The following is a 20,760-nucleotide window of genomic DNA, read 5'->3' as shown; positions in this document are numbered from 1 at the left end:
ATGACTTCAACGCTCGAAAGACCAGCTCCGGTAGGAAAATTGGTCGATCAGTTCGAACTCGGACTCGACGCGCCCATCTGTTTGACGTGGGAGCTGACCTACGCCTGCAATTTGTCGTGTGTGCACTGCCTGAGCTCGTCGGGTCGCCGTGACCCTCGCGAACTCAGTACCGAGCAGTGCAAGTCGATCATCGACGAGCTGCAGAAGATGCAGGTGTTCTACGTCAACATCGGTGGCGGTGAGCCGACGGTGCGATCGGACTTCTGGGAGCTCGTCGACTATGCAACGGCCCATCAGGTGGGGGTGAAGTTCTCCACCAACGGGGTCAAGATCGACAAGAAGGTCGCCGCGCGGTTGGCGGCGTCGGACTATGTCGACGTACAGATCTCAATCGACGGCGCAACCGCCGAGGTCAACGACGCGGTCCGTGGACCGGGTTCGTTCGACATGGCGTGCCGGGCGTTGGAGAACCTGAAGGAAGCCGGCTTCCGGGACGCGAAGATCTCTGTCGTCGTCACCCGACACAACGTGAGTCAGCTCGACGATTTCAAGGCTCTGGCCGACAAATATGCTGCGACACTGCGTATCACGCGCCTTCGGCCGTCGGGTCGCGGCGCGGATGTGTGGGACGATCTGCACCCGACGGCCGGTCAGCAGCGCGAGCTGTACAACTGGCTGGTCGCCAACGGCGAGGGCGTGTTGACGGGCGATTCGTTCTTCCACCTCTCGGCCTTCGGTGACGCTCTGCCCGGGCTCAACCTGTGTGGTGCCGGGCGCGTGGTGTGCCTGATCGACCCGATCGGCGACGTGTATGCATGCCCGTTCGCCATTCATGAGAATTTCCTCGCAGGCAACATCGTTCGTGACGCCAAAGACGGCATGGGTGGGTTCCAATCGGTCTGGCAGACATCGGAATTGTTCCAGGATCTGCGCTCACCGCAGACCTCGGGTGCGTGCACAAAGTGTGCCCACTTCGATGCGTGCCGCGGCGGGTGCATGGCGGCGAAGTTCTTCACCGGGCTTCCTATGGACGGTCCGGATCCCGAATGTGTCATCGGTAACGGAGAAATGGCGTTGGCAGCGGCAGGGGAGATCCCCAAGTCCAGTGTCGATCATTCTCGTACCGGTCAGCGCAAAACCCCTCGAAAGTCGGTGCCGCTCACGCTGATGATGCGCCCGCCGGCGAAGATCTGCGACGAGAACCCGCTCGCAGGAATGGAATAGGAAACAAAGCTATGGCCAAGAGTGCGTGGTTCGAGACCGTTGCCGAAGCGCAGCGGCGTGCGAAGAAACGTCTACCGAAGTCCGTGTACGCCGCTCTGGTGGCAGGCTCGGAGCGCGGACTGACGATCGATGACAATATGGCTGCGTTCGGTGAACTCGGCTTCGCCCCGCACGTGGCCGGGCTGTCGGACAAGCGTGACCTGTCGACGACGGTGATGGGGCAACCACTGTCGTTCCCGGTGATGATCTCCCCGACCGGCGTTCAGGCCGTACACCCGGACGGTGAGGTCGCTGTCGCGAGAGCTGCTGCGGCGCGGGGTATTCCGATCGGGTTGTCGTCGTTCGCGAGCAAGTCCGTCGAGGAGGTCGCCGCAGCGAATCCGCAAACTTTCTTCCAGATGTATTGGGTGGGGTCACGAGAGATCCTGCTGCAACGGATGGAGCGGGCGCGCGCAGCGGGCGCTGTCGGACTGATCATGACGTTGGATTGGTCGTTCTCCAACGGCCGCGACTGGGGTAGCCCGTCGATTCCGGAGAAGATGGACCTCAAAGCGATGGTGCAATTCGCTCCCGAGGGCATCATGCGCCCGAAGTGGTTGTGGGAGTTCGCCAAGACCGGCAAAATTCCCGATCTGACGACCCCGAACCTGACCCCGCCCACGGGTGGTCCGGCCCCGACGTTCTTCGGGGCGTACGGCGAGTGGATGGGTACTCCGTTGCCGACGTGGGAGGACGTGGAGTGGCTGCGTGAGCAGTGGGGCGGGCCGTTCATGCTCAAGGGCGTGATGCGCGTCGACGACGCCAAGCGGGCTGTCGACGCCGGCTGCACGGCGATCTCGGTCTCCAATCACGGAGGCAACAATCTCGACGGCACACCGGCACCGATCAGAGCGCTACCCGCGATCGCCGAGGCCGTCGGCGATCAGATCGAGATCACCCTCGACGGTGGAATTCGCCGCGGCAGCGACGTGGTGAAAGCACTCGCACTCGGTGCGCGAGCGGTGCTGATCGGGCGGGCGTATTTGTGGGGCCTGTCGGCGGGTGGTCAGGCAGGTGTGGAGAACGTGCTCGACATTCTGCGCGGCGGAGTCGATTCCGCGGTCCTCGGGCTCGGCCACACCTCGGTGCACGATCTCTCGCCGTCGGATGTGGTGATGCCCGCCGGGTTCGACCGCAGGCTCGGCGTCTAGAGGACGTGTTCACCGGGTCGGGGTGGTTCGAGAGCGTTGCCGAGGCGGAGCGGCGTGCGCGCAAGCGGCTTCCCAGGTCCGTCCACTCTGCGCTGGTGGCGGGATCGGAACGCGGTCTGACCGCTGGGGACAACACCGCCGCGTTCGCTGAACTCGGGTTCGCTCCGCATGTGGCGGGGCTGTCGGACACTCGTGAGTTGTCGACGACGCTGATGGGTCAACCGCTGTCGTTTCCGGTGATGATCTCGCCGACGGGTGTGCAAGCGGTGCACCCCGATGGTGAGGTCGCCGTCGCCAGGGCGGCGGCGGCGCGGGGGATGTCGATGGGTGTGTCGTTGTTCGCGAGCAGACCGATCGAGGAGGTTGTCGCCGCCAACCCGCAGACGTTCTTTCAGTTGCACTGGGTCGGTTCACGAGAGTTGTTGCTGCACATGCTCGATCGTGCACGCGCTGCGGGTGCTGTCGGGTTGATTCTGACGATGGACTGGTCGTTCTCCGAGGGCCGGGACTGGGGGAGTCCGGTGATTCCCGAACGGCTCGATCTGCAGGCGATGATGCGGTTGGCTCCCGAGGTACTGGCCCGGCCGCGATGGCTGGCCCAGTGGGCGCGGTCGGGCACAATCCCCGATCTGACCGCACCCAATCTCGCTCCGCCCGGAAAGCCTGCGCCGACATTCTTCGCCGCGTACCGCGAGTGGAAGTCCACGCCGCTGCCGTCCTGGGAGGACATCGCCTGGCTACGCAAGCAGTGGGGCGGTCCTTTCATGCTCAAGGGGATTTCGCGTGTCGACGACGCGTTGCGTGCTGTGGACGCGGGTGTCACGGCGATCTCGGTGTCCAATCATGGCGGCAACAATCTCGACGGTTCGCCGGCGTCGATCCGGGTGTTGCCGTCGATCGCCGAGGCGGTGGGGGACAAGGTCGAGATCACCCTCGACGGCGGTATCCGGCGTGGCAGTGATGTGGCGAAGGCGTTGGCCCTGGGTGCACGGGCCGTCCTGATCGGCCGGGCATATCTGTGGGGTTTGGCGGCCAACGGTCAGGCAGGCGTCGAGAACGTACTCGACATCCTGCGCGGCGGCCTCGACTCCGCGGTGCTCGGTCTCGGGCATGCATCGGTGCACACGCTCGAACCATCCGATGTCGTCGTACCACCCGACTTCACCCGAGCGAATCAGCTCCCCGGTTCGGTATACCCGACGCCGATCGGAGTAGGAAATTCATATCCGAGGAGCTGATTCGCGCCCGGCCTCCCGCGAGGGGTAGTCGAATCGGTGGTCACCACTCGGACAGGTGAGTGTGACCATCCTGTAGCGCGCGTGCGAACAGAGCGGCCTTCGTCGGCGCGTTGCGGCCCACTGCCGCGTACTTCTGTCGGACACGGGTGATGTGCGTGTTGATCGTCCCCACCGAAATGTAGACGGACCGTGCCGCGACCGTTTTCGAGTCGGAGGCGAACCAGGCGATCATGACCTCGATCTCGCGCGCGCTCAGCGCAGGCTTGGCGCGGTGAGCTTCGGTCGGTGCGGGGAGTGCAACGGGTGCTGACTGTCTCGGCCTCCGGAACGGGTGACGCACCGCCGACACCGACGTCTGTTCGAGCACGAAAATTTACCCCCTCGTGTATCTGCCTACCCCCGACCACAACGTCCATCCTCGAAGGAATTTCGCCGCTGTTCCAGCTGTACGAGGAAGTCAGTACAAGGTCAATACAGATGGCATCGAGCTCGATACGAGCGTCATTCAAACGCATCAATTTACTGTTTCTGCTGCTCAGCGGGACCCTCGAGTGCGTCTACGCTCGAATTCCCGGCTCTATAGTTCTCGCTCATGACCTCCGATCGCCCGGATCCCTCGTCGATTTCGGACCGCTCCGAATTCGCGGCGGGGCTGCGTGCGATCAGGATCCAGGCAGGTGCCACGGTCCGCGATGTCGTCCAGCGCTCCGGTGGCCTGCACGGCACGATCAGCGGTTGGTTCTCCGGTCACCATGTTCCGACCAAAGCCAGCGCCGAAATGTTCTCGGCCGTACTCATCGCCTGCGGAGTGGACGACGAGGACGAGCGTGCGCGGTGGTGGGATGCGGTGTCCAGAGTGCGGTCCGTTTCGGGCAGGCGCACCGTCGACCCGGTGAAGGGCGACCCGCCCTACAAGGGACTGGAAGCGTTCGAGTTCGCCGATGCCGAATGGTTCTTCGGACGCGAGGATGTGACCGAGCGCCTGAGCGCGCGCGTCCGCGAAGCCCTCGACTCCGGTGGAGGCATCGTTTTCGTCGTCGGTGCGTCGGGTTCGGGTAAGTCCTCGCTGCTGCGGGCCGGCCTGGCACCGAGGTTCGCCGGTTCGGACATCTGTGCGGGCATCGGCGATATTCGCGTCTTCCCGGCGCGAACAGCGTCGCTCGAGCCGGGTTCCGTCGTTGTTCTGGATCAGGCCGAGGAGTTGTGGACGCTGGCGACTGTGGAGGAACGCGAGAGCTTTCTCGGTGCAGCGGCGGCACTGCCCAATTCCGGATCGGCCCTCGTTGTCGGCCTACGGGCCGACTTCTATCAGAACGCCGTATCGGAGGACGCTCTGCTGTCCGGGCTGTCCGACAACCCGATTGTCGTCGGCCGGCTCACCGAATCGCAGTTGCGGGAAGTCATCACCTCGCCTGCTGCGAAGGCGGGTGTGACCGTCGACGATGCCCTCGTGCAGGTTCTGGTCGGTGAGTTGGGTCCGCGTGGATCGCAGTTCGACCACGACTCCGGTGCCCTGCCCCTGCTCTCTCACGCACTGCTGAGCACGTGGCAGGTCTCCAGCGGGAGAACGCTGACCGTCGCGGACTATCTCGCAACCGGCGGCATCGGCGGAGCGGTGGGCCAGAGTGCCGAGGAAGTGTTCTGCGCCTTGACTTCCGAACAGCAGCGCGAAGCTCGCCGCATCTTCATGCGTCTGGTCAATCTCGACGACGATGTGGTCACTCGTCGCCGCGTCGATCGTGTCGAGTTGTTCAACGGAGACGAAGACGAAGACGTGGTCACCGACGTCGATGTCGTCATCGAACGCTTTGCCGCGCGCAGACTGCTGACCGTAGAAGAAGAGACGGTCCAAATGACACACGAGGCGTTGCTCACGGCATGGAAGCGGCTGCACGAGTGGCTCGACGACGATCGTCAGTGGCTGGTCGAACACCGTCGGCTCACTCAGGCGGCCGAACTGTGGGAGAACAACGACCGCGATGAAGGCTCGCTGCTGCCGGAGTCGAGGCTGACGTCGGTACAGGAAGCCGTCGGTCCGGTGCGGCGGCGAGATCTCAATTCCGTCGAGAGGCTCTACCTCGAAGCAAGCGCGTATCGAGTCGAGGAACAGAACCGAAACGACCGACGTCGACGACGAACCCTCGAAACGCTCGTTACCGCACTCGCACTTCTGACCGTACTGGCGGTGACTCTGGCGGTGACGGCATTCGTCGCCAGATCGGACGCGAACACGAGGCGCGACGACGCCGAGCACGCAGAGGCGGAGGCCGTCTCCCGTCAGATTGCCGGTGTTGCAAAGCAATTGCGAACTCAGGACCCCGGTCTGGCCGCGTACCTCGCGTTGGCATCGTACGAGGTGGACCGAACGTCGGAGGCGCGATCGGCGCTGCTCGATTCGTCGGCGATCCATGCGCCGGTGCGGCTGCTCGGCGTCGAGGGTGAGTCCGTGACCGCGGTCGACCCGAGCGGAAGCATTGTTGCAACCGCCGGTTCCGACGGGCACGTCCGAATCTGGTCTCTCACCGATGGCCACACTCGGCTCGGTGAGATCGTCTCGCGGGATTCACTCGTTCTGACGTTCGATCCGCGCGGTCGATTTCTCGCAGTGGGCGGCTATTTCGGCGTCGAGCTGTGGGACGTGTCGGATCCGGCGACACCGGTGATGTTGTCGGACATGGATGTCACCGGCGTGCAGAGCCTGTCCTTCTCGCCCGACGGCCGGTTCCTGCTCGTCGGCACCGAGGGCGAGGGCTTGCCCCTCCTCGACGTTGCAGAGCCCACCCTGCCGCGCACGATCGGTGAACTCTCCCAACCCGGTTCGCCCTCGGCAACGGAGTTCAGCCCGGATGGTCGGTTCCTTGTGACGGCCGGTGCAGGCCGCGCGATGCGATTGTGGGACGCGACCCGGCTCGCCGGCATCTCGGTAGCACAGGCCGTTCCACTCATCGACATTCCTTCCGACGGGTCGACCTACACCTGGCGGCAGTTGGCATTTTCGCCCGACGGTACGACGTTGATCGCGGGTACCACCGGTCGTGAGGTTCTGCGGTGGGCCGTCGATGCCACCGGCGGGCTTACTTCACTGCCGGCGCTGACGGGGTTCACCAGCTACGTCAACGATGTGGCGTTCAGTCGGGACGGGGCATTGATCGCTGCGGTGAGTTCGGACAACTCCACGAAGGTGTGGAATGCGGATTCGGGAACGCTGCAGCTGACGCTTCCCGGGCCGATCGCGGTCGGTTCACTCGCGTTCTCGCCGGATCGCTCGTCGATCGTGACTGCGAGCGGTGATGGAATCACCCGGATCTGGCCGATTCCCGGACCGGTCCTCCCCGATGCCGGTGACACCGTGTTTCAGAACGCCACCGACGCGTCGGGCACCCGACTGCTGGTCGGTGCCGGTCGCAATGCCGCCGGCACGGTCCTGTGGGACGTCGCGGACGTGGAGCATCCGGTGGCGTCGCCGCCGTTGGTGATGGGTGACGGTCTGGAGCAGACAGGTGCCGTGGCATTGACCGCCGACGGCACCCGTGCTGCAGCGGGCACCTCTACCGGTGGATTTCAGCTATGGGACACAACCGATCTCGACAAACCGACAGCGCTCGGTGCCATCCGGACGGCAACGAGCAGTCTGACTGCGGTGGTGGCGTTCGATCGCTCCGGCCGAATGCTCCTCGTGTCGGGCCAGAACTCGAGCGACGTGTCGTTGTGGTCGCTGGCGGATCCTGCGGCCCCGCGTGCGTTGTCGACCCTGGTGGCGGGAAATTATCCGTCGGCAATGGTGGTGTCTCCCGACGGTTCGGTACTCGCCGTCGCTAGTGTCGGCGGTGTGGTCGAGTTGTGGGACATCGGCGACCCCACCGATCCGCGTCGATCGACCACACTCGGCGGTTTCGGAAGCGCCGTCCAGGCCTTGGCCATCTCACCGGATGGGCGAACTCTCGCCGCGGGTAGCGCGGATCGCTCGATTCGACTGTGGGACATGGAAAATTCTGCCGCACCGGAGCATTTGGCTCGCCTCGTCGGGCCCTCCAACCCGATCTGGTCGCTCGCGTTCGATCGGTCCGGTATGCAGTTGGCCGCAGGCGACGGCGGTTCGACGGCCTGGCTGTGGAATGTCGGTGATCGTGCCGCGCCCGAGCAGTACGCCGCCCTCGCCGCGTACGGCCAGCGTGTCTACACGGTGGTGTTCGCCGCGGACGGGCGAGTGCTGTTCGGCGGTGGCACGGCCCGCGACGTCCGCATCTGGCGGACCGACCCCGACGAGGTTCGTACCCATCTGTGCGAATCCGGGGGGTCGGTGGTGACCGAAGCCGAATGGGCCCAGTACTTACCCGGCGTTCCTTACCGGCAGTTGTGCGAGAACTGATCGAGTGGGAGATGGTCTACTGACACCATGACCGACAGGTCTCCGAGAGTCCCCCCGACACTGTCTGCTCTCATCGCGATCGTCGCGTCCTGCGTCGCTCACTCGTTCGCGTTAGCAGTCACCCGCGGCTGAAACCCTCGAGCATCCCGGTGTAGAGCTTGGGTGGCGGGGAGGCGAATTCGCCCCGCTTTCCGGTCGCCAGTCCCAGCGAGACCAGGGACTGCACGAACAGGGTTCCCGCGGCCACACCGTCGACCACAGGTACTCCGATCTCGGCCGAAATGTGTTGGCACAGATCCGCCATGCCTGCGCAACCGAGTACGACGGCATCGCTGCCGTCCGTCTCGACGGCGACGCGACATGCCTCGGTGACGATCTTGCGGGCATCGGGGTCGGTCTCGAGATCGAGGACCGGCAGCTCGCACGCATGGATGCCGAGGCAGTGGCGTCCGAAGCCGTAGTGGTTCGCCAGATCCTGGGCACGACCGATGGTGCGTCCGAGTGTGGTGACGACGCTGAATCCTCGGCCCAGGAAGCTCGCGGCGTGCATGGCTGCCTCGGCGATGCCGATGACCGGCCCGGCCGCCAGCTCGCGGGCTGCGTCGATGCCGGGATCTCCGAAGCAGGCGATGACGTAACCGTCGACCCCCGCGGCCTCGCCACGGGCGATCTCGGCGAGAATGCCTGGGACGCTGAGCGCTTCGTCGACGTGGCTCTCGATCGAAACGGGCCCCATCGCAGGGCTGACCGCGTCGACGACCGTGCCCGGGCCGACCACGGCCCGGGCACAGTCACCGATCGTTGCGGTCATCGAACTGGTGGTGTTCGGATTGATGACCTTGATGAGCACGGAAGAAATCCTATGCCTTCGCTGGAACGTCGAAGTTGGTGACGGCCAGCTTGGTTCGCGTCGCGAGGAAGTAGTACGAGACGAATCCGATGCCGCAGCCGATGAACCAGCTGTACTTGGACGCGGTGGACATACCTGCGATCTCCAGTCCGTCGACGGCTCCGTTGAACAGCACGGTGAACATCGCCACCGCTGCACCCGCGACGGTCGCGTACACCGCCGCCGGGTTGTAGCCCTTCGAGTACCAGTACAGGCCGGTCTTGGACATCGAGAAGAGTTCGTCGACCGCCACATGCTGCTTACGGATCAGGTAGTAGTCGGCGATCAGGATTCCGAACAGCGGCCCGATGAACGCGCCCAGCGTCTCGAGCGTCAGGTGAATCACCTCGGGGTTGTTGTACAGGTTCCACGGGGTGATCAGTACCGAACCGACTGCGGCGATCATGCCACCGGCGCGCCAGCTGATGCGTTGCGGGCTGACGTTGGAGAAGTCGAATGCCGGAGCGATGAAGTTGGCGACGATGTTGATGCCGACCGTCGCGATGGCGAAGGTGAGGGCACCGAGGACGATGGCGAAGGTGCTGTCGATGCGGGCGACCGTCTCGACGGGGTCGGTGATCAGCTCGCCGAACACCGGAAGAGTAAGCGATGCGGTGACGACGACGAGGATGGAGAACACCAGGAAGTTGATGGGCAGTCCGAGGAAGTTGCCCTTCTTCACCGCGGCGTAGGACTTGCCGTAGCGAGAGAAGTCACCGAAGTTGAGCATCGGGCCGGAGAAGTACGAGACGACGAGAGCAATGGCTCCCAGCATGACGGGTACGGCGCTGAAGCCGGTGTACTCGACCTCGCCGAGGGTGAGATCGATTGCGCCCCAACCGGCTTTCCAGATGAGGTACCCGCACAGCATGAACATGACGACGTAGACGGCCGGGCCGCAGAAGTCGATGAACTTGCGGATCGATTCCATCCCGCGCCAGAACACCGCAGCCTGGACGACCCAGAGGAAGAGGAAGCTCGCCCAACCGAGCAACGAGAGTCCGGCGAAACCGTAGTCGGCGGTGACGGCGTACGGAGCCAGCGACGGGAACAATTTGATCAGCACGATGTCGAGGGCAGCCGAAGCCAAGAACGTCTGAATGCCGTACCAGGCCACCGCGATCAAACCACGGATGATCGCCGGAATGTTGGCACCCAGCACCCCGAACACGCTGCGACAGATGACCGGATACGGAACCCCCGTCACCTGGCTCGGCTTGGCGACGAGGTTGCAGAAGAAGTAGACGATCGTGATGCCGACGAGCAACGCGATCAGCACCTGCCAACTGGCCAACCCGAGCGCGAACAGGCTGCCCGCGGTCACGTAGCCGCCGACCGAGTGCACGTCGGACATCCAGAAGGCGAACAGGTTGTACGAGGTCCACGTCTGCTTCTTCAGCGGAGCGAGGTCCTCGTTGGTCAGCCGCGGGTCATAGGTGTCCTTGATCAGTCCACCACCGACGGGGTGCCCCGCGGCTTCCACGAGATCTCCCGATTGAGCGGGACCGTGCGCTGTATCTGTCATCGATGCTCCTGACGGCATGGCGTATGAGACGAACGAAGGAGGTGAACGAGTGAATGAGGAAAAGTTAGCGGTGAAGTGTTGCGCACTCGTGACGCGAGCGATATATCTTTCGGGTCATTGCTGCAGGCTCCACTCCCGTATCTTTCGGGTCATTCCTGCAGGCTCCACTCCCGCATCTTTCGTAGCGCCTTATGACGTCTATTCCGACGGCGGGTCGGCAAACAATCCGTGGTCGTTCGACAGTGTCGAAATGACCGAATTGAGACGCGTGTGGTGATGTTGTGCTGCGCTGAGCAGTCCGGCGGAATCACCGTCCAGGAAGGCCGTGAGCATGTCGGCATGGTCGCTGTGCAGTGACGCCCTGTCGGACCCGGCGACATGCACCATGGGTTGCACGGGTTCGGTGATGTTCCAGGCAGATTCGAGCATGTGCAGCAACCGGTGCATCCGAGACGGCCGCGTCAGGGACAGGTGGAATTCACGTGAGAGTCGGTGATACTCCCGCGAGTCGTCCCGAGCCAGTGACGCTTCGAGTTGCCGATTGATCTCGATGATGTGCTCGCGGTCGGCATCGGTGGCGAGTTCGACGGCGATCGGAAGCGCCGCCGTCTCCAGAACCTCGCGGACGATGTACATTTCGCGTAGTTCAGCCGCTGTCAATTGGGCGACCGTGTAGCCCAGATTCGGCCGATGATCGACCAATCCCTCGCCGATCAGCGTCTTGAGCGACTCGCGCACCGGTATTCGGCTCACCCCGAACAGTTCCGCCACTTCGTTGAGTGGAATAGGGGTATTCGGTGGAGCGTCGCCGGCGAGAATTACCCGACGCAATTCGCGCAGAATCGACGGCTGTGGGCCGCCGGGTGCCGATATCGACAATTGCGAGAGCAATATGGACCGACGACGGGGTGGCACGAATCGAAGATTAACGCCCGTGTGTTTCGGCGGCGTGACGGCTTCGTTCCATCCGATAGCATCTGCATCCATGGCCACGGACCCACTCGGTGCGCAGTACTGGCCGGACGTCGACGGGTCGAGGACCCTCGTCGTGCCGGTCGGTTCGATAGAGCAGCACGGACCGCACCTTCCCCTCGACACCGACACCCGTATCGCCGACGCCGTGGCGCGAACCATTCCGGACGCAGTCGTGGCCCCCGCGATCGCGTACGGTGCCAGTGGCGAGCACGAGGGATTTCCCGGCACCGTCTCGATCGGTGCCGCTGCGCTCGAAACACTCCTGGTGGAGTACGGACGCTCCGCCTGCCGGTGGGCCGAGCGGGTGGTGTTCGTCAACGGGCACGGCGGAAACGGGCCCACGGTGCGGTCCGCAGTGCTGCTGCTCCGGTACGAGGGACGCGATGTCGTGTGGTTCCCGTGCGCGATACCCGGAGCAGATGCTCACGCCGGACGGACCGAAACGTCGTTGCTACTGCACCTTTCGCCCGAGGTGGTGGACATGACCAAGGCGCAGGTGGGAAATGTGACCGACATCGCCGCCCTGCTGCCGGCACTTCGCGACGGTGGATTGGCACCGATCATTGCCAACGGCGTGCTCGGCGATCCCACCGGGGCCGATTCGGAGGAGGGCAGGGCTCTGTTCGAAGCCCTCAGCGCCCGCGCCGACGATGCGGTGCGCAGATGGAGTCCCTCCGAGCACGGTGTGATCGCATGACCGAACACGCTGAAACGCCTGCTGGGGGACCTGACGAGGAGTCCCGTGAAACGGGGCGCAGGTATGTTCCGTCCTATTTCCCGGGTGGCCGACACTCCGGCGGCTTGTCCGCTTACGATCTCCTGATGGGTGAAGGTCGGTTGCCTGATGGCTTCGGGGTGCGAGTCGATCCACGCGTACGCACATTCTCCGAAGGGCGCGTCCTGATCGGTGGTTCACCGACCCGCATGCTCAAGCTCGCGCCGACCGCTGCGGCGATGATCGGCGACGGATTCATCGAAGTGACCGACTCCCAGTCCGCTCTTGTTGCTCGCAAATTGCTCGACTCGGGAGTCGGGAACCCGCGCCCGATGTCGATCCCGTCGCCGTGTGATGTCACCGTCGTCGTACCGCTCAAGAACAACGAGGCGGGGTTGGAGCGCTTGATCGCGGCACTCCACGGTCTGCACGTCATCATCGTCGACGACGGGTCGGACGTCCCGGTCGCAGTACCGCGGATATCGTGGAGTGTGGGCAGCGTGACGGTGCTGCGGCACGAGCGCTCGCGCGGACCTGCTGCGGCGCGGAACACTGGCTTGCGATGTGCCACAACAGATTTCGTAGCGTTCCTGGATTCGGACGTCGTCCCGCGCAAGGGGTGGCTGGAGGTGATGCTCGGTCACTTCTCGGATCCGGCGGTCGCCCTGGTGGCCCCCCGCATCGTCGCGCTCGAGCCCGAGGGCAGCGCGCTGGCCAGGTACGAACACGCCCGCTCGTCGCTCGACCTGGGCCGCAAGGAAGCGGCAGTACGGGCAGGCAGCTCGGTGTCGTACGTCCCCAGCGCCGCGATGTTGATGCGCCGGTCGGTGGCGATGGACTGCGACGGATTCGACGAGTCGATGCACGTGGCCGAGGACGTGGACCTGTGCTGGCGATTGCAGGAAGCGGGGTGGCGGCTGCGCTACGAACCCGTCGCCCACGTCGCGCACGAGCATCGTGTCACCTTTGTCGAGTGGTTCTCCCGCAAGCTGTTCTACGGGACCGGTGCCACACCGTTGTCGGCACGTCATCCGGGAATGGTGCCGCCGATCGCGATGTCTCCGTGGACGTTGGTCGCGTGTCTGCTCGCCGCGAGTCTGACGCGGATCGGACTTGTCGGAGCCGCCGCCACACTCGGCGTGACGATCGTTCGTCTGCGCAAGATGTTCGTCGGTCTGGATCAGCCCACGCGGATCGCGGCCATTCTCGCCGCGGAGGGTTTCGTGGCGGGGTTGTGGCAATTGGCGTCGGCCCTGTGTCGACATTATTGGCCGATCACCCTGCTCGCCGTGCTGCTGTCGAGTCGAATTCGTCGAATTGCGTTGGGATTGGCTGTGGCAGAGGCATTCTCGGATTGGTACAAGCATCGTGAGCTCGGCGGCCTCGATCCTGTGCGTTATGCCTTCTACAAGCGAGCCGACGACGTCGCGTATGGAGCGGGGCTGTGGCGCGGCGCACTGTCCGCTCGCAGCGTCGAGGCCCTCAAGCCTCGCCTCGACGGCTGACGTGGTGCGAGCCCGGTCGGCTCCGTCGACGGTGTGAACCCGGTCGAGTTCGCCGACGTCATCGTCGTCGGAGGTGGCTCCTGCGGATGTGTTCTCGCGTCGCGGCTCAGCGAGAATCCCGATCGGTCGGTGCTGTTGCTCGAAGCCGGACCGGCGTTCTCCGGCGTCGCCGATGTTCCGGCGGTCTTGCTCGACGCGTCGACGCTTCCCATCGGCCCCGGCAGCGAATGGGTGGGAACCTATGCGGCCGAACTCGCGGCGGGTGTCTCTCGGACGATCGCGCGAGGCCGGGTGCTGGGAGGCTCCGGCGCAGTGAACGGCGGCTACTTCGTCCGAGCCACGCCGGGTGACTTCGACGCCTGGCCGCAGTCGTTGTGGTCGTTCGATCAGGTGCTGCCGTTCTACATCGGCTCCGAAACCGATCTCGATGCCGGAGCGATCGATCGGTGGCACGGTTCCCGCGGGCCGATGCCGGTCTCGCGCACCCCCGAGCAGGATCGACATCCTCTGACGGCATCGTTCGTGCAGGCCGCGCAGAGCGCGGGTTTTCGATTCCACGAGGACCTGAACGCTCCCGACGCGGCCGTGGGGGGAGTGGGTGCCGTTCCGTCGAATATTCGCGATGGGGTCCGCGTAAGTGCGGCTCTGGCATATCTTTTCCCGGCCATCGGCCGAAAGAATCTACGGGTACAAGGCAATACGACGGTGGCGTCGTTGATGTTCAAGGGAAGCAGGGTGATCGGGGTCGAGATCATCGTCGACGGTGTACGCACTGTCGTCGAGTCCGACACCGTTGTCGTCTCGGCCGGCGCGGTGCACACCCCTGCGTTGCTGCTTCGATCCGGCATCGGGCCCTTCGAAGACTCTGCTGCGCTCGGTATTCCGGTGGTTGCCGACAGTCCGGGAGTCGGCCACGGTTTCAGTGACCATCCCGAGGTTGCCGTTCCCGTCGTCACGACGAAGGAATTCTCGACGGCATCTCCTGCGCTGGAAGCCGTGCTGCATGCGGGCGACGTGGAGATCAGGCCGTACACGAGGAGATTCGATCAACTGATCTCCGGTCTGCCGCGTGGGCCGCACGTGTTCGGTGTCGGCCTCATGCGCTCGACCGCACGAGGGAGCATCGCGCTGCGCAGCACGGATCCGTTCGAGGCCCCGGACGTGAGATACCGCTATCTCGAATCGGAGAGCGACCGGCGGGCGATGCGAGGTGGCGTCGAACTGGCGCGAGAACTGCTCGCATCGTCGTCCATGGCCAGCAGTGTCGAAGTCCCCGCTATCGACGACCCCCTCGCGGCACTCGGTACGTCGCTGCACCTGTCCGGAAGCGCCCGGATGGGACCGGAGTCGGATCCGGGGTCGGTGCTCGACGAACATTGCCGGGTGCGCGGGGTGGACGGTGTCTTCGTCGTCGACACCTCGGCGTTTCCGGTGGTGCCCAGCCGGGGCCCGCATGCGACGGCGATCATGTTCGCCGAGCGTGCCGCTGTCATGATGGGAGTGGAGCCGGCGGAATGACTCATGACTGTTGAGGACCACGGTAGGGGTGTCGAGGCGTAGCGTTCGTGGTCTGGGGACCGTTCAGGTTCCCCGATAGATGGGTTACTGCCATGTCGGACAAATCGCCCCGCAACACGATGACCAAGAAATCCGGCAAATCTCTCAAGGACAAGCGCGCGGACAAGCGGGCCAAGTCGAGTGGTGACACCAGCAACGACATCATCACCTCGGCCGTCAAGAAGAAGTAGGCACTCGGGGTCGGCGCGACCGGCCACGGCCGCACGCGTCGGCCACGGCTGTATCCTTGCTTGTGAGCTGGGTTACAACGATGTGGACAGGTCACGGAGGAAGCGTCGAATGGCAAGCCGATCGGACAGTGGTGGCAACCCCTGGGTCGCAGTGCGACCCGGTGAGGACATCGCTGTGCTCGCGCGCCAGATGTCCAGTGCCCATCAATCTTTCGTCGACGATATTCGCACCCACGGCTCGACGGTCAGGTCCGTCGTGCTCGATTCCTGGATGCGCAGTCGGACGAAGGGCGTCGATCCCGACGGTGGCAACGACACTCCTGCCTTGACCGGGCCGGATCTCGAGCGCTACCGCAACGGGCATCCGATGGCCATCATCCGTCCGGTCATCCGCAAGCTGCTGGTCGAGGACGCGTCGGACACCGGTTTGCTCGTCGCCATCTCCGATGCCGAGGGGCGGCTGCTGTGGGTCGAGGGTGATTCTGCGGCCAAGGACCGAGCGTCGACGATGGACTTCGCCGAGGGGGTCGATTGGAGCGAGGAGAGCAAGGGCACCAACGCTCCCGGTACCGCTCTGGCGGTCGACCACAGTGTGCAGATCTTCGCGTCCGAGCACTTTTCCCGGTCGGTGCACGAGTGGAGTTGCTCGGCGGCACCGGTTCATCACCCCACCAGTGGCCATATTCTGGGAGCCATCGATATCACCGGTGGCCCGCGCGTTGCGGTGCCCGAGGTGCTCTCGCTGGTGCGTGCCACCGTCGCCGCCGCTGAATCCGAGCTACGCCTGCATCTGATGAATTCTCCGAAATCTCTGGGCGACACAGCTCCTCGGCTCGAGGTTCTCGGATCGGGACGGCCGGGAGTGGTGCGCGGTTCCGGTCGGATACCGCTCTCTCAGCGACACGCGGAGATCCTGCTTCTGCTCGGTGAGCATCCCGAAGGACTGAGCTCCGATCACCTCGCCGTGCTGCTCGACGAGCAGGAGCTGGACTCGGTGACGATCCGCGCCGAGATGTCGAGGCTGCGTAAGGCATTCGGGACCGCAGGCCTGGCGTCGCGGCCCTACCGTCTGGTCGGCGAGCTGACCTCGGACGTCGGCGACATTCGGCGCGCCCTCGACCGCGGCGACGTCGACGCTGCTCTGCGCATCTATTCGGGCCCGGTGCTACCGGGATCGTCCGCGCCCGGCATCGAGGAGATCCGCGAGGAACTGCGGTCCCGGATGCAGGCTGCATTGCTCCGACTCGGAGATCCGGTGCTGCTGGCGCAGTGGACATCGTCCATTCACGGTCGCTCGGACGTGATCGCGTGGGAGGCGTATCGGGCCACCCTGAGCAGTGATTCCGCGCTCTACGGGCAAGTCAGCGCACGCATCGATCTGCTCGACCGCGAACTGGGAATCTGACCGCAGGCTCCACCGGTCCTCGTGCTTGAGGCGAAGCAACGTAGTTGCAACGTTGCAACCCCTAGTGTCCTGAATCACACACCGCATCAACTGTGAAGCACGTGTCGATCAGGAGGATTTTCAATGTCCGTCTACGCCCGTCCAGGTACCGCCGATTCCGTCATGTCGTTCCAGTCGCGCTACGACAACTGGATCGGCGGCGAGTGGGTACCGCCGGTCAAGGGTCAGTACTTCGAGAACCCGACGCCCGTCACCGGTGAGAACTTCTGCGAGGTCGCCCGCTCCACGTCCGAGGACATCGAGCTCGCGCTCGACGCCGCACACGCTGCAGCTCCCGCGTGGGGCAAGACCTCCGCCGCCGAGCGCGCCGTGATCCTCAACAAGATCGCCGATCGCATCGCCGACAACCTCGAGTCCATCGCACTGGCGGAGTCCTGGGACAACGGCAAGCCGATCCGCGAAACACTCAACGCCGATATCCCCCTGGCCATCGATCACTTCCGGTACTTCGCCGGCTGCATCCGCGCGCAGGAGGGCTCGCTCTCCGAAATCGACAGCGACACAGTGGCTTACCACTTCCACGAGCCGCTCGGAGTCGTCGGGCAGATCATCCCGTGGAACTTCCCGATCCTCATGGCCGTCTGGAAGCTCGCACCCGCGCTCGCAGCCGGTAATGCCGTGGTGCTCAAGCCCGCCGAGCAGACTCCCGCATCGATCCTGCACCTGATCTCGATCATCGGCGACCTACTGCCCGCCGGCGTGCTCAACATCGTCAACGGATTCGGCGTCGAGGCTGGCAAGCCGCTGGCATCGAGCCCGCGTATTTCCAAGATCGCGTTCACCGGCGAGACCACCACCGGCCGCCTCATCATGCAGTACGCCTCGCAGAACCTGATTCCGGTGACGCTGGAACTCGGCGGCAAGAGCCCCAACGTCTTCTTCTCCGACGTGCTGCAGGCCAACGACGACTACCAGGACAAGGCCCTCGAAGGCTTCACGATGTTCGCCCTCAACCAGGGCGAAGTGTGCACCTGCCCGTCGCGCTCGCTGATCCAGGCGGACATCTTCGACGAGTTCCTCGCCCTCGCTGCCATCCGCACCAAGGCTGTGCGACAGGGAGATCCGCTCGATACCGACACCATGATCGGTGCGCAGGCATCGAACGATCAGCTCGAGAAGATCCTCTCGTACATCGAGATCGGCAAGGGCGAAGGCGCACAGGTCGTCACCGGCGGCGAGCGCGCGCAGCTCGGCGGCGACCTCAACGGCGGCTACTACATGCAGCCCACCATCTTCACCGGCAAGAACAACATGCGCATCTTCCAGGAGGAGATCTTCGGACCGGTCGTCTCGGTCACGTCGTTCACCGACTACGACAACGCCATCGAGATCGCCAACGACACACTGTACGGGCTCGGCGCAGGCGTCTGGTCTCGCGACGGCGGCATCGCCTACCGTGCCGGTCGCGATATTCAGGCCGGTCGAGTGTGGACCAACACTTACCACCAGTACCCCGCGCACGCCGCGTTCGGTGGCTACAAGCAGTCCGGTATCGGCCGTGAGAACCACAAGATGATGCTCGATCACTACCAGCAGACCAAGAATCTGCTCGTCAGCTACGCCCAGAAGGCCCAGGGCTTCTTCTGATGAACGACGCTGCGCAGCCCGCGCGGCTGAAGACCACCGTCGAGGCGATGGACCTGCTCCGTCGCCTCGGCGGTATCCACGGGGAACTGATGATGCATCAGTCCGGGGGATGCTGTGACGGGTCGTCGCCGATGTGTTATCCCGCAGGCGAATTCATCGTCGGCGACCGGGACGTTCTCCTGGGCTACATCGACCTTCGGCTCGGTGTCGGCGAGGTCCCACAGGACCTGCCGACCGGGAGCGACGGTGTGCCGGTGTGGATTTCGGGATCTCAGTTCCAGGCGTGGAAGCACACCCAACTCGTGCTCGACGTGGTTCCCGGCCGCGGCGGTGGATTCTCGCTCGAATCGCCCGAGGGAGTGCGCTTCCTCAGTCGCGGACGCGCGTACACCGCCGAGGAGAACGACATCCTCGCGGAGCATCCACCACTGGTCGGTGTCGACTGGGAAGAAGGTCGACGACCGGAGGTTCCCGCAGACCCCTTGGTGGTGGCAGAGGCCGTCGACGCGTGTCCCGTCCCGGGGATGCTGCAGGGCTGAATGCGGCTCACGCCACATGATGCAATCGGTGTGACAAATCCTTCTTACTGTTACGCCACGTAGACACCAAGGGCCCTCTCGTTGATTCTTGTACCGCCTCCAAGAGGCGATCAGCGAGGGGGACACCATGGAGATCAGCCGAAGACGTGCACTGCAGGCCGCAGCACTACTGGGTGTGAGCGGAGCGTCGGCTTTCCTCTCCGGTGGACGCCCCGCCGCCGCAGCACCCATCCTCGACCCCGTCTACCGAGCCTTCGTGCCAGAGCTGTGGAACGAGCCGCTGCGCGCACCCGAGCACTCCGAGTCGATCATCGTCGGCTCCGGGTTCGGTGCAGCGATCGCCGCGCGTCGACTGACCGAATCCGGGTCCTCGGTCACCATCCTCGAACGCGGATCGCAGTGGCCGCTGGATGCGCGACGGCAGATATTCGCCAACGATTTCGCCCCGGACGGCCGTGCCTTCTGGCGGCGCGGTGGCCTGACTCCGTTGACCGGTCTGCCGATGGTGCCGACCGATCGGTTCGGTGGGATATTCGACGTCACCGAGCACGGGTCCATCGACGTGTGGCGCGCGGCGGCCGTCGGTGGCGGCTCGCTGGTGTTCACCGGGGTCATGATCGCCCCCGAGCGTCGATTCTTCGATTCGCTCTTCGGCTCCACCGTCTCGTACGACGAGATGGATTCGATCTATTTCCCGCGAGTGCGTTCGGCGTTGCGGCTCTCGTCGATGCCCGACGACATCTACGCCTCCGTGCCCTTCACCCACTCCCGCATCTGGGATGCGCAGGCGCGCCGAGCGGGATACTCGCCCAGGCGCATCGACGGCATCTGGAACTGGGATGTGGTGCGCGCGGAATTGTCCGGAGCCGCAAGACCTTCCGCGACGATCGGCGAGTCGAACCTCGGAAACTCCAACGGTGCGAAGTTCGACCTGACCCAGAACTATCTGGCCGACGCGCAACGCACCTCTCGCGCGAGGATCCATGCGCGGCACGAAGTCACCGCGGTCTCACGGGCCGCCGACGGCCGGTACGTACTCGAAGTCGACATCCTCGACCCCGGTGCATCGGTCGTCGAATCCCGAACGTTGACGTGCGACCGCCTGTTCCTCGGGGCGGGATCGATGGGCACATCCGAGTTGCTGGTCACGGCCCGGGACACCGGCGCGCTGCCCGATCTCAACGAACACGTCGGGCAGGGATGGGGTACCAACGGCGACGCCGCTCTCGTACGCGGTATGACCCCGGAGGGCAACGGCATCGTGCAGGCGTCGCCGTCGGCGTCGCGCATCTTCGACGAGTCGGGAACCCCGCTCACCCTCGAGAACTGGTACGTCCCAGGGTCTCCCATCGACATGTCCCTGATCGGCTCGCTCGGAATGGTGCTGGATTCGACCCGCGGTGAGTTCGTCTACGATCGCGCGGCAGGAAAGACCCAGCTGCGCTGGCCCGAGCAGGGCAACAGGTATGTCGAAGAGGCACTGCGCGCGGTGCACGATCGCATCGCCCACACCTCCGGAGTCGGAACCGGCTTTCCGCTCCTGCGGGTGCCCGACGTCAATGCCTCGTTCACCGCGCATCCTCTCGGTGGCGCGGTGCTGGGCAAGGCGACGGACGGCTACGGACGAGTGGCGGGATATGACGGCCTCTACGTCGTCGACGGCGCACTGATCCCGGGAAGCACCGGTGCGGTCAATCCGTCACTGACCATCGCCGCTCTCGCAGAACGGAACATCGAGGAGATCATCGCCTCGGGACGGTGAGGTCTCGTTCTGCGGGCGCTCTGCTCGAA

At 64.6% G+C, this 20,760-nt stretch carries 16 protein-coding genes; 12 read left to right on the top strand and 4 right to left on the bottom strand.

Going from position 1 to position 20,760, the window contains the following annotated elements; genetic code table 11:
* Genes mftC through mftD (AB0366_RS00120) form a run of 3 tightly spaced genes read left to right on the top strand, consistent with a single transcriptional unit; the run spans position 1 to position 3,652 of the window.
* Positions 1-1,224 (top strand): mycofactocin radical SAM maturase, encoded by a 1,224-nt coding sequence (gene mftC / locus AB0366_RS00130; protein WP_366242232.1) that lies wholly within the window; start codon positions 1-3, stop codon positions 1,222-1,224.
* Positions 1,225-1,235: 11 nt separating this feature from the next.
* On the top strand, positions 1,236-2,414 hold the full coding sequence (gene mftD, locus AB0366_RS00125) for a pre-mycofactocin synthase MftD (protein ID WP_366242231.1): 1,179 nt from the start codon (positions 1,236-1,238) through the stop codon (positions 2,412-2,414).
* Positions 2,415-2,419: 5 nt separating this feature from the next.
* Positions 2,420-3,652, top strand: coding sequence for a pre-mycofactocin synthase MftD (gene mftD / locus AB0366_RS00120; RefSeq protein WP_366242230.1), 1,233 nt, complete (start codon positions 2,420-2,422; stop codon positions 3,650-3,652).
* 40 nt (positions 3,653-3,692) lie between these two features.
* Here mftD (AB0366_RS00120) and AB0366_RS00115 read toward each other — a convergent pair whose 3' ends face one another.
* A complete protein-coding gene (locus AB0366_RS00115; RefSeq protein WP_366242229.1) occupies positions 3,693-4,019 on the bottom strand; it encodes a LuxR family transcriptional regulator in 327 nt (108 codons plus the stop codon).
* Positions 4,020-4,244: 225 nt separating this feature from the next.
* Here AB0366_RS00115 and AB0366_RS00110 point away from each other — a divergent pair, with 225 nt between their 5' ends.
* A complete protein-coding gene (locus AB0366_RS00110) occupies positions 4,245-8,021 on the top strand; it encodes a hypothetical protein (protein WP_366242228.1) in 3,777 nt (1,258 codons plus the stop codon).
* Positions 8,022-8,139: 118 nt separating this feature from the next.
* On the opposite strand, the gene AB0366_RS00105 is transcribed toward AB0366_RS00110, so the two are convergent.
* From AB0366_RS00105 to AB0366_RS00095, 3 genes are all read right to left on the bottom strand, one after another.
* Complete coding sequence (locus tag AB0366_RS00105; RefSeq protein ID WP_366242227.1) at positions 8,140-8,871, bottom strand: aspartate/glutamate racemase family protein; 732 nt, start codon at positions 8,869-8,871, stop codon at positions 8,140-8,142.
* A 10-nt stretch (positions 8,872-8,881) separates the two neighbouring features.
* Positions 8,882-10,435: an NCS1 family nucleobase:cation symporter-1 gene (locus AB0366_RS00100; RefSeq protein WP_366242226.1), complete on the bottom strand. Its 1,554-nt coding sequence runs from the start codon at positions 10,433-10,435 to the stop codon at positions 8,882-8,884.
* A 198-nt stretch (positions 10,436-10,633) separates the two neighbouring features.
* Positions 10,634-11,350: a GntR family transcriptional regulator gene (locus AB0366_RS00095; RefSeq protein ID WP_366242225.1), complete on the bottom strand. Its 717-nt coding sequence runs from the start codon at positions 11,348-11,350 to the stop codon at positions 10,634-10,636.
* A gap of 70 nt (positions 11,351-11,420) precedes the next feature.
* Between AB0366_RS00095 and mftE the strand changes: the two genes are divergently transcribed.
* The 8 genes from mftE (at position 11,421) to AB0366_RS00055 (ending at position 20,731) form a co-directional block, all read left to right on the top strand.
* Entirely contained in the window at positions 11,421-12,107 is a 687-nt protein-coding gene (gene mftE / locus AB0366_RS00090; protein ID WP_366242224.1) for a mycofactocin biosynthesis peptidyl-dipeptidase MftE, read from the top strand.
* A gap of 125 nt (positions 12,108-12,232) precedes the next feature.
* Positions 12,233-13,630 (top strand): mycofactocin biosynthesis glycosyltransferase MftF, encoded by a 1,398-nt coding sequence (gene mftF, locus AB0366_RS00085; protein WP_121870462.1) that lies wholly within the window; start codon positions 12,233-12,235, stop codon positions 13,628-13,630.
* Positions 13,631-13,663: 33 nt separating this feature from the next.
* Positions 13,664-15,148, top strand: a complete 1,485-nt coding sequence (gene mftG / locus AB0366_RS00080) for a mycofactocin system GMC family oxidoreductase MftG (protein ID WP_366242223.1) — start codon at positions 13,664-13,666, stop codon at positions 15,146-15,148.
* A gap of 92 nt (positions 15,149-15,240) precedes the next feature.
* Entirely contained in the window at positions 15,241-15,378 is a 138-nt protein-coding gene (locus AB0366_RS00075; RefSeq protein ID WP_167326762.1) for a hypothetical protein, read from the top strand.
* Positions 15,379-15,487: 109 nt separating this feature from the next.
* Complete coding sequence (locus tag AB0366_RS00070; protein WP_366242222.1) at positions 15,488-16,783, top strand: transcriptional regulator; 1,296 nt, start codon at positions 15,488-15,490, stop codon at positions 16,781-16,783.
* 123 nt (positions 16,784-16,906) lie between these two features.
* Positions 16,907-18,430, top strand: coding sequence for an aldehyde dehydrogenase family protein (locus tag AB0366_RS00065; protein WP_121870459.1), 1,524 nt, complete (start codon positions 16,907-16,909; stop codon positions 18,428-18,430).
* Positions 18,430-18,969, top strand: coding sequence for a DUF779 domain-containing protein (locus AB0366_RS00060; RefSeq protein WP_366242221.1), 540 nt, complete (start codon positions 18,430-18,432; stop codon positions 18,967-18,969). The genes AB0366_RS00065 and AB0366_RS00060 overlap by 1 nt, the downstream gene beginning before the upstream one ends.
* A gap of 127 nt (positions 18,970-19,096) precedes the next feature.
* The gene (locus AB0366_RS00055) at positions 19,097-20,731 is read left to right on the top strand and encodes a GMC oxidoreductase (protein WP_366242220.1); all 1,635 of its coding nucleotides are present in this window, start codon (positions 19,097-19,099) and stop codon (positions 20,729-20,731) included.
* Positions 20,732-20,760: the final 29 nt, after the last annotated feature.

The organism is Rhodococcus sp. NPDC076796, assembly GCF_040702765.1.
Taxonomy (GTDB): domain Bacteria; phylum Actinomycetota; class Actinomycetes; order Mycobacteriales; family Mycobacteriaceae; genus Rhodococcoides.
Note: the sequence above shows the minus strand (reverse complement) of the source record. Positions and strands in the feature narration are given on the sequence as shown.

Bases quoted from the DNA above. Each gene is read 5' to 3' on its own strand.
- mftC (WP_366242232.1), top strand. From the start codon at position 1: ATGACTTCAACGCTCGAAAGACCAGCTCCGGTAGGAAAATTGGTCGAT.
- mftD (WP_366242231.1), top strand. From the start codon at position 1,236: ATGGCCAAGAGTGCGTGGTTCGAGACCGTTGCCGAAGCGCAGCGGCGT.
- AB0366_RS00110 (WP_366242228.1), top strand. From the start codon at position 4,245: ATGACCTCCGATCGCCCGGATCCCTCGTCGATTTCGGACCGCTCCGAA.
- AB0366_RS00100 (WP_366242226.1), bottom strand. From the start codon at position 10,435: ATGACAGATACAGCGCACGGTCCCGCTCAATCGGGAGATCTCGTGGAA.
- mftE (WP_366242224.1), top strand. From the start codon at position 11,421: ATGGCCACGGACCCACTCGGTGCGCAGTACTGGCCGGACGTCGACGGG.
- mftF (WP_121870462.1), top strand. From the start codon at position 12,233: ATGGGTGAAGGTCGGTTGCCTGATGGCTTCGGGGTGCGAGTCGATCCA.
- AB0366_RS00075 (WP_167326762.1), top strand. From the start codon at position 15,241: ATGTCGGACAAATCGCCCCGCAACACGATGACCAAGAAATCCGGCAAA.
- AB0366_RS00070 (WP_366242222.1), top strand. From the start codon at position 15,488: ATGGCAAGCCGATCGGACAGTGGTGGCAACCCCTGGGTCGCAGTGCGA.
- AB0366_RS00065 (WP_121870459.1), top strand. From the start codon at position 16,907: ATGTCCGTCTACGCCCGTCCAGGTACCGCCGATTCCGTCATGTCGTTC.
- AB0366_RS00060 (WP_366242221.1), top strand. From the start codon at position 18,430: ATGAACGACGCTGCGCAGCCCGCGCGGCTGAAGACCACCGTCGAGGCG.
- AB0366_RS00055 (WP_366242220.1), top strand. From the start codon at position 19,097: ATGGAGATCAGCCGAAGACGTGCACTGCAGGCCGCAGCACTACTGGGT.